The following is a 13,772-nucleotide window of genomic DNA, read 5'->3' on the forward strand; positions in this document are numbered from 1 at the left end:
CGTCCGATGCACTGTTGAAGTGCACTGTTGAAGTCGCTCAGTGCGCCGTGCGCGGTTCCGGTGTCCCTATCGCCGAACTGTCGCGTCGTCATCGACCGAGACTTTGACTTTGTCGGCCCCGATCCGCCGTATGCGTTCGGTGCCCCAACTCCCCAGGGGGGCCAGGGCGGCGTTGAGGGAGATGCCGTGCTCTGTCAGGGAGTACTCGACCTTCGGTGGCACCTCGCGGTACACCTCACGATGCACGAGCCCGTCTTCTTCCATCTCCCGCAGATGCTGAACCAGCATCTTCTCGCTGACGCCCGGCAGGCCGCGGCGCAGTTCGGCGAACCGGCGGGTCCCGTAGTGGTGCAACTCCCAGAGGATCAGTGACTTCCACTTGCCGGCGACCACGTCCATCGCCGCGTCGATGCCGCAGAAGTAGGGACCTCGTCGTGCTGACACTGCCATCCCGTTCCTCCTCAGAGGCACTTACCAAAAGGTGAGTACCCGACTAATTAGTCCGTACTGGTCAACTCTAGCGGCGGCGGAGAGGATCGAGCCGAAGAGCCGACGAGCCGCAGAACACGAGGGGAACCGCGAAGTGACAACGAACAGCGACGTTCAGGTGAGCGTTCTCGGGCTGGGGGCGATGGGGAGCGTCCTCGCGGGCGCTCTGGTGAAGGCCGGGTACGCGACAACGGTCTGGAACCGCTCACCCGGAAAAGCGGACGGCCTCGTCACGCGGGGCGCCAAAGCCGCCACCACGTCCGGCGACGCCGTCCGTGCCGGCCGGCTGGTGATCGTATGTCTGCTGGACCACGCCTCGGTCCATGAAGTACTCGATCCGCTCTCCGATGAACTGGCCGGGAGAACCCTGATCAACGTCACCACGACATCCCCGGCCCAGTCTCGGGAGCTGGCCGCCTGGGCCGCCCGTGCCGGGGTCGCGTACCTGGACGGCGGCATCATGGCCGTACCGCAGATGATCGGCCGGCCGGGGGCATCGGTCCTCTACAGCGGGTCGGCCGAGGTGTTCCATCAGCACAAGCCGCTGCTCGACCTCTGGGGAACCAGTACCTACTTCGGCGAGGATGCCGGGCTGGCGCCCCTGTACGACCTCGCCCTGCTCTCGGGCATGTACGTCATGTTCGCCGGATTCATGCACGGCGCCGCCATGGTCGCGCCGGCCGGCGTGACGGCGGGCGAGTTCGCCGCCATGGCAGCGCCCTGGCTGACCGTCACGACCAGCGCCTTCCAGGAATTCGCCGCAGTCATCGACGGCGGGGACTACACCGTCGAAGGGCAACAGAGCCTCGAGTTCTCCAACCTCGGCGACATCCTGGCCGCCAGTTCCGAACAGGGCATCAGCACCGAGGTGGTGACCACGGTCCAGCGGCTCATCCAACGCCAGATCGACGCGGGCCATGGAGAGGAGGGCTTCGCCCGGATCTTCGAGAGCATCCGGCAACCCGGCTGACAGCCCACACGGACCGGGCCGTGCGCCGCCGCCCCGGAACCGGGGCGGCGGGCCCTGAAAGTCGACGCCGGGCGGCTGCCGGGACAACCGGCCTTTGACGAACGAAGCGGACTGTCAGGCCGTCGTCCACCACACCGTCGTGTCCGCCGGCAGCTTCGCCTCGCCCTCGTCCGTGACGGTCACCTCGCCGCTGGTGAGCAGGACTCGGCCGTACGCCGGTACGGTCACCGCGTCGCTCCCGGTGTTCGCCGTGCAGGCGAACTCCCCGCGGCGGAAGGCGAGGACGCCCTCGGGGGCCTTCAGCCACTCGACCCGGTCACCGGCGCCGAGGTCGGACTGCTCGCGCCGTACGGCGAGCGCGGAGCGGTACAGCTCCAGTGTGGAGCCGTCGGCCCCGGTCTGCGCCTCGATGCTCAGCTCGGCCCACTCGGCCGGCTGCGGCAGCCAGCTGCCGCCGGCGCCGAACCCGTACGACGATCCCGTACGGGACCACGGAATCGGCACCCGGCAGCCGTCACGGAAGCCGTCCTGGCCCTCGCCCCGGAAGTACGCGGGGTCCTGGCGCACCTCGTCCGCCAGGTCGACGACGTCCGGCAGGCCCAGCTCCTCCCCCTGGTAGATGTACGCCGATCCGGGCAGCGCCAGCATCAGCAGGGTCGCCGCCCGTGCCCGGCGCAGGCCCAGGTCGCGGTCGCCGGCGGTACGGATCTGGGTGCCGAGCCCGGCCGGGTTGGCGAACCGGGTCGCGTGCCGGGTCACATCGTGGTTGGACAGCACCCAGGTGGCCGGGGCGCCCACCGGGCGCATCGCGTCGAGGGTGCGGTCGATGCACGCGCGCAGCTCGGCCGCGTCCCAATGGGTGCTCAGGTACTGGAAGTTGAAGGCCTGGTGCAGTTCGTCGGAGCGTACGTAGTCGGCCGTGCGCTCGATGGTCGGGGTCCACGCCTCGGCGACGAAGATGCGGGCGCCCGCGTACTCGTCGAGCACGGTGCGCCACTGCCGATAGATGGCGTGCACGCCGTCCTGGTCGAAGAACGGCATGACATCGTTGCCCAGCAGCTTCACCTGCTCGTGCGTGCCCAGGTCCGGCAGCCCCTCGGCCTTCACCAGTCCATGGGCGACATCGATACGGAAGCCGTCGACGCCCATGTCGAGCCAGAACCGCAGGATGGAGCGGAACTCGTCGCCGACGGCCGGGTGGTCCCAGTTGAAGTCGGGCTGCTCGGGCGCGAAGAGGTGCAGGTACCACTCGCCGGGAGTGCCGTCCGGCTCGGTGACCCGCGTCCAGGCGGGCCCGCCGAAGATGGACTCCCAGTCGTTGGGCGGGAGTTCACCGCTCGCGCCCTTGCCGGGGCGGAAGTGGTAGCGGTCCCGCAGCGGGGAGCCCGGCCCTTCGGCGAGTGCGCGTTTGAACCACTCGTGCTGGTCGGAGGAGTGGTTGGGCACCAGGTCGACGATGATCCTCAGACCCAGCGCATGGGCGTCGCGGATCAGTGCGTCCGCGTCGAGCAGATTGCCGAACATGGGGTCGACGGCCCGGTAGTCCGCGACGTCGTAGCCGGCGTCGGCCTGCGGCGAGGCGTAGAAGGGGCTGAGCCACACGGCGTCGACGCCGAGGTCTCGCAGATACGGGAGTCGGGAACGTACGCCCTCCAGGTCGCCCATGCCGTCGCCGTTGCTGTCGGCGAAGCTGCGCGGATAGACCTGGTAGATCACCGCGTCCCGCCACCAGTCGCGGTGTCTGGCGACAGTGGCGAGAGCCGACGTCGAGGCGGGGGCCGGGGCCGGGTCAGTGGAGTGCTGGCTCATGGCGTCCTTGATGCGTAACTGGGTTCGGTTCACTGAGGTCTGTCGATGCGTCTACGGATTCACGGGGCTGCGGATTCACCGTTCTACGGAATTGTGGCGCTTTCAGGTTTTCGGCGGTTTACAGAAGTCTCGGAGTTTTCCGGGTCACGGATGTGAGACGGCCGCGGTGCCGGCGGGGTCGGACAGGCACCGCGGCCGCCACCCGCGCGGTGTGCGCGCGGGAGCCGTACGGCAGGGACGGTCAGCCCTTTGTGCCGCCCGCGGTGAGACCGGTTACCAGGTTCTTCTGAACAAGGTAGAAGAAAGCGGAGACGGGCACGGCGATCAGCACGGCCGTCGCGGCCATGTAGTGGCGCTGTGCGTCATGCTCGCTGACGAAGCTCTGCAGGCCGACGGCGAAGGTGTACTTCGTGTCGGACAGCATGAACGTCGAGGCGAAGGCGACCTCGCCGAACGCCGTGATGAAGCTGTAGAACGCGGCGACCGCCAGGCCCGGTTTGGCCAGCGGCAGGATCAGCCGTGCGAACGTGCCGAAGGGGGTCAGCCCGTCGACGCGCCCGGCCTCGTCGATCTCGAACGGGATCGTGTCGAAGTAGCCCTTGAGCAGCCAGGCGCAGTACGGCACGGCCGTCGAGCAGTAGACGAGGACCAGGCCAAGGTAACTGTCGATGAGCTGCAGTTCCGACAGAATCTGGTACATGGGCACGATCAGTACGGCGATCGGGAACATCTGGGTCACCAGCAGCACCCACATGAACTTCTTGTAGCCCGGGAAGCGCATCCGCGAGACCGCGTAACCGGTCGTCGCCGCGACCAGCACGCCGATGAGCGTCGTACCGAGTGAGACGACGAGCGTGCTCGTCAGCCAGTCGAAGAACTTCGTCTCCTGGAGCACGAAGACGTAGTTGTCGAAGGTCATCTTCCCGAAGATGCGCCCGGGGTGGAGGTAGTCGTCCTTGTCCGGGCCGAGGGACAGGAAGACCAGCCAGGCGATCGGGAAGAGCGCGATCAGGCTCGCGACGATCAGGATGCCGTGCGAGGCGAGGGAGGCACCGAGGCCGCGCTCGCCGCGGCGGCGGGCCTTGCGCGGCCGAACCGCGTCCGGGGCCTGATCCGCCGCTGAGGTGGTCGGAAGGGTCGTGGTGCTCATGGGGACTCCTGCCTCAGATCGCGAGCTGCGGATCGTTGCGGTTCAGCCAGCGGCGGTAGACGGAGGTGAAGACGATCAGGATGGAGAGGAGCAGGATGCCGTACGCCGCCGACTGCGCGTAGTCGCGTGGCTGCTGGCCGAAGCCCAGGTAGTACGCCCAGGTCACGAGGATGTCGACGTCCGGGGCGGTGTTGCCGAACAGCAGGAAGATGATGGCGAACTGGTTGAAGGTCCAGATGACGCCGAGGAGTACGACGGTGGAGCTGACGGACCTCAGGCCCGGCAGGGTGACGTACCGGAACCGCTGCCAGGCGCCGGCGCCGTCCATCTCGGCGGCCTCGTACAGCGCCGAGTCGATCGACTGCAGTCCGCCGAGCAGCGAGACCATCATGAACGGCACACCGCACCAGGTGTTGACCATGATCGCGGCGAACCGCTGCCAGAAGGTGTCCTCCAGCCACAGCGGCGTCGGCAGGTGCAGCGCGTCGAGGGCCGAGTTGATGACACCGCTGTCGGCGAGCATGAAGCGCCAGCCGAAGACGGTGACGAAGGTGGGCACGGCCCACGGCAGGACCAGGATGAGCCGGTAGAGCGTCCGTCCGCGCAGCTTCTGGTTGAGCAGGAGCGCCAGGCCGAGGCCGATGGAGTAGTGCAGGGCGACGCAGGCGGCCGTCCAGACGATCGTCCAGATGAAGTGCGACCAGAAGCGGTCGTAGGCGGTCTCGCCCCACAGGAGGTCGGCGTAGTTGTCGAGGCCGATGAACTTGTACGTCGCCTCGATCTCGTTGACGCCGATCGTGCGGGCCGTGTTGAGGCTGTTGGCGTCGGTGAGCGACAGGTAGAGGCCGTACCCCAGGGGGTAGAGCACGAGGACACCGAGCACGATGACCACGGGCGTGATCATCGCGTACGCGTACCAGTACTTCTGGTAGCTGTGCCTGAGGCGCCTCAGTGGCCCGGGGCGCGGGGCTCGCTCACCGCGGCGCTTGCCGGTCGCGCGGTCGATGGCGACTGTCATGGTCGACAACCTTCGTGGAGATCTGCGGATCTGGGGTGAGCCGGGTGACGGCAGGCCGGTGGCCGTCGGGTCCCTCCCCCGAGATCAGGGGGACCCGACGGCCACGCGGAGTCACTTGCTGAAGTCCGGGACCAGCTTGGCGATCGCGGTCTGAGCGCTGCTCAGGCCCTCGTCGAGGGACTTCTTGCCGCCGGCGACCTCGTTGAGTTCGGTGTCGAGCGGGGTCCACAGGGAGCTGTACTCGGGCAGCGCCGGGCGCGGCTGGGCGGCGGGGAGCACGGCCTGGTAGCCGGCGATGCCCGGGTCGGCCTTGACCTCGGCGGTGTAGGCGTCCTCGCGGGTCGGCAGCGTGGAGTTCTTGAGGGCGATCGTCTCCTGGGACTTCGCCGAGGTCATGAACTTCAGGAACTTCAGCGAGGCCTCCTGGTGCGCCTGGTCCGAGCCGGCGTACACGGAGAGGTTGTGGCCGCCGGTCGGGGCGCCCGCCTTGCCGGTGGAGCCGGCCGGGACGGTGGCGATGCCGAGGTTGGCCTTGTCCTTGAAGGCCGAGCCCTTGTAGAAGTTCGTGATCTCCCAGGGGCCCTGGATGATCGAGGCGACCTTGCCGCTGACGAACGCCTCCTGGATATGGGCGTACGCGTCGGCGGTGGTGTCGGCCTTGTGCAGACCCTTGCCGTCGAAGAGGCTCTTCCAGGTCTTGTAGCCCTTGACCGCGGCCGGCGACTTCACGGTGACCTTCTTGGCGTCGGCGTCCACCGTGTCGGCGCCCTCGCCGTAGAGGAAGGACTGCGCGTAGTAGGCCTGGGTGGAGCCCCAGTAGCCGTCGACGCCGGTCTTGTCCTTGATGGTGGCGGCGGCCTTCTTCAGGTCGTCCCAGGTGGCGGGCGGCTTGCTGATGCCGGCCTGCTTGAAGAGGTCCTTGTTGTAGACCAGTGCGAGCGTGTCGGTGACCAGGGGGACGCCGTACGTCTTGCCGTCGTACTTGGCCTGCTCCACCAGGCTGGACTGGAACTTGTCCTGGTCCGCGAGGGCCTCGGTGCCGTCCAGCGGCAGGAAGAAGCCCTTCTTGGCGAAGGCGGGGGTCCAGCCGACCTCGGAGCGCAGGATGTCCGGGGCGCCCTTGGCTCCGGCGGCGGTGTCGAACTTGTTCTGCGCCTGGTCGAAGGGCACGTTGACGTAGTCGACCTTGATGTCAGGGTTGGCCTTCTCGAATTCCTTGACCAGGGCCTGGTACGTGGGTGCCTCATTGGTGGCGTTGGAGGTGTCCCACCAGGTGATGGTGAGGGGGCCGTCCGACTCGCCGCTGCCGCTGTCACTGCCGCCGCAGGCCGTCGCCGTGAGGGCGAGGGACGCCACCAGCGCGGTGGCCGCTATGCCACGCCGCATGAGTTCTCCTTGAGGGTGAAAGCCCGTGTGGTTTTGAGAGCGGCCCCGTCCGCCGCTCGCCGCCGACTCGCGGACTGCGTCGCTGCCGCCGCCGGGCGACGCCGAACGTAACAGCGCTGCAAGCGTTACGAAAGAGCTTGCAGCAAAAAAATGCAAGAGATCTTCGAAGTTATCCGGACGTGACCCAGGAGCGACCGGCGTGAGACGCTTGTTTACGGACGTAGAGCAGCCCGTAGCGCCTATGCAAGACTCTGCAAGGCCTTGCCGTCACTTTCATCAGGGAGCGCGATGACCCAGCAGCCCGGACCGGGGCGGTCACCAGGTCGCCCACCACGCCGGATCGGTGTGCACGGCGACATCCGGCCGGTACAGTCCACCCCTGTGACCACACGGCTTGCCGACATCGCAGCCCAGGCGGGGGTGAGCGAAGCGACCGTCAGCCGCGTCCTGAACGGGAAGCCGGGCGTCGCCGCCACCACCCGCCAGTCCGTACTGGCCGCACTGGACGTCCTCGGCTACGAACGCCCGGTACGGCTGCGGCAGCGCAGCGAGGGTCTGGTCGGCCTGATCACGCCGGAGCTGGAGAACCCGATATTCCCGGCGCTGGCCCAGGTCATCGGCCAGGCCCTGACCCGCCAGGGCTACACGCCGGTCCTCGCGACGCAGACTCCGGGCGGCTCCACCGAGGACGAGCTGACGGAGATGCTCGTCGACCGGGGTGTCGCCGGGATCATCTTCGTCTCGGGGCTGCACGCCGACACCTCCGCGGACATGCAGCGCTACGAGCGGCTGCGCGGCCAGGGCGTCCCGTTCGTCCTCGTCGACGGTTTCTCGCCGAAGGTCCAGGCCCCGTTCATCTCGCCGGACGACCGCGCGGCGATGGCTCTCGCCGTCACCCACCTCGTCTCGCTGGGTCATACCAACATCGGGCTCGCGCTCGGCCCGAAGCGGTTCGTGCCGGTACAGCGGAAGATCGAGGGCTTCGTGCGGACGATGCAGGACCTGCTGGGCCTGAGTACGGACGACGTCGAGCAGCGGCTGGTGCAGCACTCGCTCTACACCCTGGAGGGCGGCCAGGCCGCGGCCACCGCTCTGATCGACCGCGCGTGCACGGCCGTCGTCTGCGCGAGCGACATGATGGCGCTCGGTGCGATCCGGGCGGCGCGTCAGCGCGGCCTGGAGGTTCCGCGGGACATCTCGGTGGTCGGCTTCGACGACTCCCCGCTCATAGCGTTCACCGACCCGCCGCTCACCACGATCCGCAAGCCGGTGCCGGCCATGGGACAGGCGGCCGTGCGGACGTTGCTGGAGGAGATCGGGGGGACACCGGCTCCCCACAGTGAGTTCGTGTTCATGCCGGAGCTGGTGGTACGGGGTTCGACCGCTTCGTCCCCTGGGGAACGGAATCGTCCCTAGGCAGTAGAAAACGCGGCGTCCACGGGTCCCTCAGGCGTAGAACATGCGAGCAGGACCCGACGGACGGATGATCGGTGGGGGACGGATTCTCTGGCAGACTCTTCACCCATGGGTGAGACGACGGTGACGACTCTGGAAGGCCTTCAGCAGGCCGGTCCGAGGACCGTCGCGGACGAGGTCGAGGGCCGCGCGGGCCAGGACTTCCTGCGCCGGCTGCGTGCGCCCCGTCGTCCCCGCCTCTGGTTCGAAATCCTGCTGATCGCGGTGAGTTACTGGACGTACTCACTCATCCGCAATGCCGTTCCTGAGCAGAAGGCCGAGGCGCTGCGCAACGCCGACTGGATCTGGAAGGTGGAGCATCACCTCGGGATCGCCGTCGAGGAGACGGTCAACCACGCCGTGAACTCGGTGACCTGGCTCATCATCGGCATGAACTACTACTACGCGACACTGCACTTCATCGTCACGCTCGGTGTCCTGGTGTGGCTCTTCCGTAGCCATCCCGGCCGCTATGCGGCGACCCGTATGGTGCTGTTCGCGACCACGGGTGTCGCCCTCGTCGGCTACTACCTGTATCCGCTGGCGCCACCCCGCCTGATGAACGGCAGCGACTTCATCGACACGGTCGTCGTCCACCAGACCTGGGGCTCCATGGCGTCCGGTGACCTGAAGAACATGTCGAACCAGTACGCCGCGATGCCCTCCATGCACATCGGCTGGTCCGTCTGGTCCGGCCTGACGATCTTCGCCCTCGCCTCCGTCCCCTGGGTCCGGGTCCTCGGCCTCCTCTACCCCACGGCCACGCTGGTGGTCATCGTCGCCACGGCCAACCACTTCTGGCTGGACGCGGTGGGCGGTCTGCTGTGCCTGGCGTTCGGCTTCGCGGTGGCGTGGGTCTGGTACGGGGTACTGCCGTACGGGTTGCCGCGACTGGTACCGACACCTAACCGCGGCAAGGAGCCTCGGCTCCTGGCGACCAGAACCTGAGTCCCATCCCTGGGGCTGCGCCCCCGGACCCCCCTTATCGGCCTGAACGGCCTCGCCACCCTCGGAAGGAACCCATTCGGCTCGCACGCGCGTGGCCGCCCGGGGGTGACCGGTGAGGGGGACGGTCGTGGTCGTGGAGGACAGGAAGCCGGGACTCGGAGAGTTCGTATACGTACGAGTATGTCCACCGCCGTGACCGGGCCGAGCTGCGCTTCTGGCATGACGAGCTGGTGCGGATCACCGTGCGCGACCATACCGAGCGACTCGGCCCCTACTTCGGCTTCCGGGAGGGGAAGGTGCTGTTGTGGCTGGCTTGCTGACGGACAGGGGCGAGCAGGACTACGGGACGCTACCCCCCGTAGAACAGCTCCTCCACCACACCCCGAGCCCGCCGCGTCGTACGCCGGTACGCGTCCAGCATGTCGCCCACATGCCCTGGGCCGAAGCCCAGATACCGGCCCACCGCCGCCAGCTCGCGCCCGCCCGACGGGAACGTGTCGCCGGCCCGCCCCCGCACCAGCATCACCGCGTTCCGCACCCGAGTGGCCAGCACCCACGCCTCGTCCAGTATCGACGCGTCCTCCGCGGAGATCAGTCCGGCGGCGCATGCGGCGGCAAGGGCCTCGCGCGTACGCGTCGTGCGCAGGCCGGGCTCTGCCCAGCCGTGCTGGAGCTGGAGAAGCTGCACCGTCCACTCCACGTCCGACAATCCGCCGCGCCCGAGTTTGGTGTGGAGGGTGGGATCGGCGGCGCGGGGCAGGCGCTCGGATTCCATACGGGCCTTCAGGCGCCGGATCTCGCGTACGGCGTCGTCGCCCAGTCCTTCCGCGGGATACCGCATGGGGTCGATCAGTTCGATGAACCGCTGCCCCAGGTCCGCGTCCCCGGCGACGGGTTCGGCTCGCAGCAGGGCCTGGGACTCCCATACCAGGGACCAGCGCCGGTAGTACGCCTCGTAGGAGTTCAGCGTCCGCACCAGCGGCCCCGACTTCCCCTCCGGCCGCAGATCGGCGTCGATCAGCAACGGCGGGTCGGAGCTCGGGATCTGCAACAGCCGCCGCATTTCCGCGACCACGGCGTGGGCGGTCTGCGAGGCCTCCTGCTCGGGTACGCCCTCGCGTGGTTCGTGTACGAACAACACGTCCGCGTCAGAGCCGTAACCCAGCTCGTGCCCGCCGAACCGCCCCATCCCGATCACCGCGAAGCGGGTCGGCAGCGTGTCCCCCCAGCCCTGCCGTACGACGGCACGCAGTGTCCCGGCGAGCGTCGCGGCCGTCAGGTCGGACACCGCGCCGCCGACCATGTCGACGAGCGCGCCCTGATCGGCGGCGGCGGGCGACTCCTCCGTGCCGTACGAGCGGACGATGTCGGCGGCGGCCGTACGGAACAGCTCGCGTCGCCGTACCCCCCGCGCGGCGGTGACCGCGGCCTCTCCCCCGTCGGCGCGCCCCACGGCGGAGAGGATCTCCTGCTCCAGGTGGGCACGGTCGCGGGGGCCGAGGCCGCCCCCGTCGCCATTGCCGTCGCCGAGGAGCGCCACCGCCTCCGGGGCCCGCATCAGCAGGTCGGGGGCCAGCCGCCCGGCGGACAGGACCCGGGCCAGGTTCTCGGCGGCGGCTCCCTCGTCCCGGAGCAGCCGTAGGTACCAGGGGGTCTTGCCGAGGGCGTCCGACACCTTGCGGAAGTTGAGGAGTCCCGCGTCGGGGTCGGCGGAGTCCGCGAACCAGCCAAGCAGCACGGGCAGCAGCGTCCGCTGGATCGCCGCCTTGCGGGTGACGCCGGACGCCAGCGCCTCCAGGTGGCGCAGCGCGGACGCCGGGTCCGCGTAGCCGAGGGCGACCAGCCGCTCGCGGGCCGCGTCCGCGCTCAACCGGGCCTCGCCGGGCGCGAGTTGGGCCACGGCGTCGAGCAGCGGCCGGTAGAAGAGCTTCTCGTGCAGGCGTCGTACGACGGAGGTGTGCCGCCGCCACTGACGGTTCAGCTCGGTGACGGGGTCGGTGCGCAGGCCGAGCGAGCGGCCGATACGGCGCAGATCGGCGTCGCTCTCCGGCACGAGATGCGTACGCCGCAGCCGGTAGAGCTGGATACGGTGCTCCATCGAGCGCAGGAACCGGTACGCCTCGTCCAGCTGCACGGCGTCGGAGCGCCCCACGTAGCCGCCCGCGGCCAGTGCCTTCAGGGCCTCCAGGGTGGTCCGGCTCCGTAGCGACGTATCGGCCCGGCCGTGCACCAACTGCAGGAGCTGTACGGCGAATTCGACATCCCGCAGTCCGCCGGGACCGAGTTTCAACTCGCGCTCGATCTCGGCGACGGGGATGTTCTCGACGACGCGGCGGCGCATCTTCTGGACGTCGGGGACGAAGTTCTCGCGTTCGGCGGCCTGCCAGACGAGGGGGGCGAGCGTGGCGATGTACTCCTCGCCGAGTTCGATGTCCCCGGCGACCGGCCGGGCCTTGAGCAGGGCCTGGAACTCCCAGGTCTTGGCCCAGCGCTGGTAGTAGGCGAGGTGGCTGGAGAGCGTACGGACCAGCGGGCCGTTTCTGCCCTCCGGCCGCAGATTGGCGTCGACGGGCCAGATGGAGCCCTCGACGGTGGTCTCGGAGCAGATCCGCATCAGGTGGGAGGCGAGCCGGGTCGCGGCGCGCAGGGCCTTGCCCTCGTCGGCTCCGTTCACGGCCTCCGCGACGAAGATGACGTCGACGTCGGAGACGTAGTTCAGCTCCTGGCCCCCGCACTTGCCCATCGCGATGACCGCGAGGCGGCACATGGCGGCGTCCTCGGGGGCGGCGGCCCGGGCGATGGCCAGCGCGGCGCGCAGCGTGGCGGTCGCGAGGTCCGCGAGTTCGGCGGCGGTCTCGGCGAGATCGGTGGTTCCGCATACGTCGCGTGCGGCGATGGACAGCAGGCAGCGGCGGTAGGCGACGCGCAGGGACACCGGGTCGGCGGCTTCGGCGAGGCCGCGTTCGAACTCCGCGATCCCCGGGTGCAGGTCCTGCGGCTCGTACATCACGAGCGCCTGCCAGTCGAGCGGGTGCCGGGCAAGATGGTCACCGAGCGCGGCGGAGGCGCCGAGCACTCCGAGGAGCCGGTCACGCAGCGGCTTCGCCGAGATCAGCGTGTCCAGCAGCTCGCGCTGTCCCGCGTGATCCTTCTGGGCCTCGACGAGCCGTACGAGCCCGAGCAGCGCCAGGTCCGGATCGGCAGCCTCCCCGAGTGCGTCGAGCAGCACCGGGTCGTTCCTTATCGGCGCCAGCTCGCCGCTCTCCAGAAGCCGCTCGGCGGCCGACGGATCGGTGAAACCGTGCCGCAGCAGCCGCGAGAAGGTACTGCTCCTGCGCCCCGGCGTCGCCATCCCGGCCTCCCCTCGGATCAAGGTCGTACGGCCATGAGCCTAACCGGAGTGCCTGCGGGAAGCGCCCGGACGGGAGTGCGGGCGATGAGTTCGGGCGGGCGGCGGAGTCTGTTCCGTTGAGGAGAAATCACGGAACAGAAGACTCGGAGAACGACGAGGCGAAACCGCATGGCATCACTGGAACCACGAGCTGAACTCGACCCCCGCTACAGCAGCGAAGGCGCCACCGCACCGTCCTGGTCCGAGACCGCGGCGATGCTCTCCGAGGCGGAGCTGTTCTGGATCTCGACGGTACGGCCCGACGGGCGGCCGCATGTCACACCGCTGCCCGCGGTGTGGGCGGACGGCGCGCTGCACTTCTGCACCGGGCCCGAGGAGCGCAAGGCGAGGAACCTGGAGCGGAATCCGAACGTCGTCCTGACCACCGGTACCAACACCTGGAACAAGGGTTACGACCTGGTGGTGGAGGGCGAGGCGCTCCGGGTCGGCGACGACGGCCGGCTGCGCGAACTGGCCGACGCCTGGGAGCGCAAGTACGGCAGCTTCTGGCACTTCGAGGTGCGGAACGGCCGTTTCCACCACGGCCCGGGCGACGCCTTCGTCTTTTCGGTGGCGCCACGGGTCGTTTTCGGCTTCGGTAAGGGAGAGCCGTTCAGTCAGACCCGCTGGCGGTTCGAGTGACTCTTTCGTCGGGGCGAACTGGAGGACACCAGTGATTGAGTACACCCTCGAAGTGATCCCGCTGCCGGTCAGCGACCTGGACCGGTCCCGGGACTTCTACCGGGACAAGCTCGGCTTCCACGTCGACATCGACCAGGAGGTCATGCCCGGCATGCGCATCGTCCAGCTGACGCCTCCGGGCTCCGGCTGCTCGATCGCCCTCGGCGACACCGTCTGGGACACAATGGACGGACCGACGCCGGCACCCGGCTCGTACCAAGGGCTTCAGCTGTGCGTCACGGACATCAAGGCGGCCCACGCCGAACTGACCGAGCGCGGCCTGGAGGTCTCCGAGCCGGTGCAGTACTCGCCGGACGACGGCGCCACCTTCATGTACTTCAAGGACCCGGACGGCAACGGCTGGGCCATCCAGGAGTACCGCCGCCGGGCCACAGAGCCCTTGCACGAGCTGCTGGCCGAGCAGAGGCGGCAGCGGGAGGGCTGAGCAGCAGGTACGGGGAGGGGCGCCGACTCG

General features: G+C 68.9%; 11 protein-coding genes. 5 read left to right on the plus strand and 6 right to left on the minus strand.

Annotation, left to right across the window (positions count from 1 at the left end):
* Window positions 1-66: 66 nt before the first annotated feature.
* On the minus strand, window positions 67-450 hold the full coding sequence (locus ACFYO0_RS21815; RefSeq protein ID WP_388678331.1) for a winged helix-turn-helix transcriptional regulator: 384 nt from the start codon (window positions 448-450) through the stop codon (window positions 67-69).
* A gap of 133 nt (window positions 451-583) precedes the next feature.
* On the opposite strand from ACFYO0_RS21815, the gene ACFYO0_RS21820 reads away from it, so the two are divergent.
* Complete coding sequence (locus ACFYO0_RS21820) at window positions 584-1,459, plus strand: NAD(P)-dependent oxidoreductase (protein WP_388678334.1); 876 nt, start codon at window positions 584-586, stop codon at window positions 1,457-1,459.
* Between the two features lie 114 nt (window positions 1,460-1,573).
* Here ACFYO0_RS21820 and ACFYO0_RS21825 read toward each other — a convergent pair whose 3' ends face one another.
* The 4 genes from ACFYO0_RS21825 to ACFYO0_RS21840 form a co-directional block, all read right to left on the minus strand.
* Complete coding sequence (locus tag ACFYO0_RS21825) at window positions 1,574-3,268, minus strand: glycoside hydrolase family 13 protein (RefSeq protein ID WP_388678336.1); 1,695 nt, start codon at window positions 3,266-3,268, stop codon at window positions 1,574-1,576.
* 241 nt (window positions 3,269-3,509) lie between these two features.
* Entirely contained in the window at window positions 3,510-4,418 is a 909-nt protein-coding gene (locus ACFYO0_RS21830) for a sugar ABC transporter permease (RefSeq protein WP_388678339.1), read from the minus strand.
* 13 nt (window positions 4,419-4,431) lie between these two features.
* The gene (locus tag ACFYO0_RS21835; RefSeq protein WP_388678341.1) at window positions 4,432-5,436 is read right to left on the minus strand and encodes a carbohydrate ABC transporter permease; all 1,005 of its coding nucleotides are present in this window, start codon (window positions 5,434-5,436) and stop codon (window positions 4,432-4,434) included.
* Between the two features lie 111 nt (window positions 5,437-5,547).
* Complete coding sequence (locus tag ACFYO0_RS21840) at window positions 5,548-6,822, minus strand: extracellular solute-binding protein (RefSeq protein WP_388678344.1); 1,275 nt, start codon at window positions 6,820-6,822, stop codon at window positions 5,548-5,550.
* Window positions 6,823-7,203: 381 nt separating this feature from the next.
* Between ACFYO0_RS21840 and ACFYO0_RS21845 the strand changes: the two genes are divergently transcribed.
* Complete coding sequence (locus tag ACFYO0_RS21845; protein WP_388678347.1) at window positions 7,204-8,238, plus strand: LacI family DNA-binding transcriptional regulator; 1,035 nt, start codon at window positions 7,204-7,206, stop codon at window positions 8,236-8,238.
* A 108-nt stretch (window positions 8,239-8,346) separates the two neighbouring features.
* Entirely contained in the window at window positions 8,347-9,225 is an 879-nt protein-coding gene (locus ACFYO0_RS21850) for a phosphatase PAP2 family protein (protein ID WP_388678349.1), read from the plus strand.
* Between the two features lie 349 nt (window positions 9,226-9,574).
* On the opposite strand, the gene ACFYO0_RS21855 is transcribed toward ACFYO0_RS21850, so the two are convergent.
* Window positions 9,575-12,577 carry a bifunctional [glutamine synthetase] adenylyltransferase/[glutamine synthetase]-adenylyl-L-tyrosine phosphorylase gene (locus ACFYO0_RS21855; protein ID WP_388678352.1) on the minus strand — a complete coding sequence of 1,001 codons (3,003 nt, stop codon included), beginning with the start codon at window positions 12,575-12,577 and terminating at the stop codon, window positions 9,575-9,577.
* Window positions 12,578-12,745: 168 nt separating this feature from the next.
* Here ACFYO0_RS21855 and ACFYO0_RS21860 point away from each other — a divergent pair, with 168 nt between their 5' ends.
* Both ACFYO0_RS21860 and ACFYO0_RS21865 read left to right on the plus strand, forming a co-directional pair.
* Window positions 12,746-13,258 carry a pyridoxamine 5'-phosphate oxidase family protein gene (locus tag ACFYO0_RS21860; protein ID WP_388678355.1) on the plus strand — a complete coding sequence of 171 codons (513 nt, stop codon included), beginning with the start codon at window positions 12,746-12,748 and terminating at the stop codon, window positions 13,256-13,258.
* A gap of 34 nt (window positions 13,259-13,292) precedes the next feature.
* Entirely contained in the window at window positions 13,293-13,742 is a 450-nt protein-coding gene (locus ACFYO0_RS21865) for a VOC family protein (RefSeq protein ID WP_388678588.1), read from the plus strand.
* Window positions 13,743-13,772: the final 30 nt, after the last annotated feature.

The organism is Streptomyces sp. NPDC006365, assembly GCF_042870755.1.
Taxonomy (GTDB): Bacteria; Actinomycetota; Actinomycetes; order Streptomycetales; family Streptomycetaceae; genus Streptomyces; species Streptomyces xiangluensis.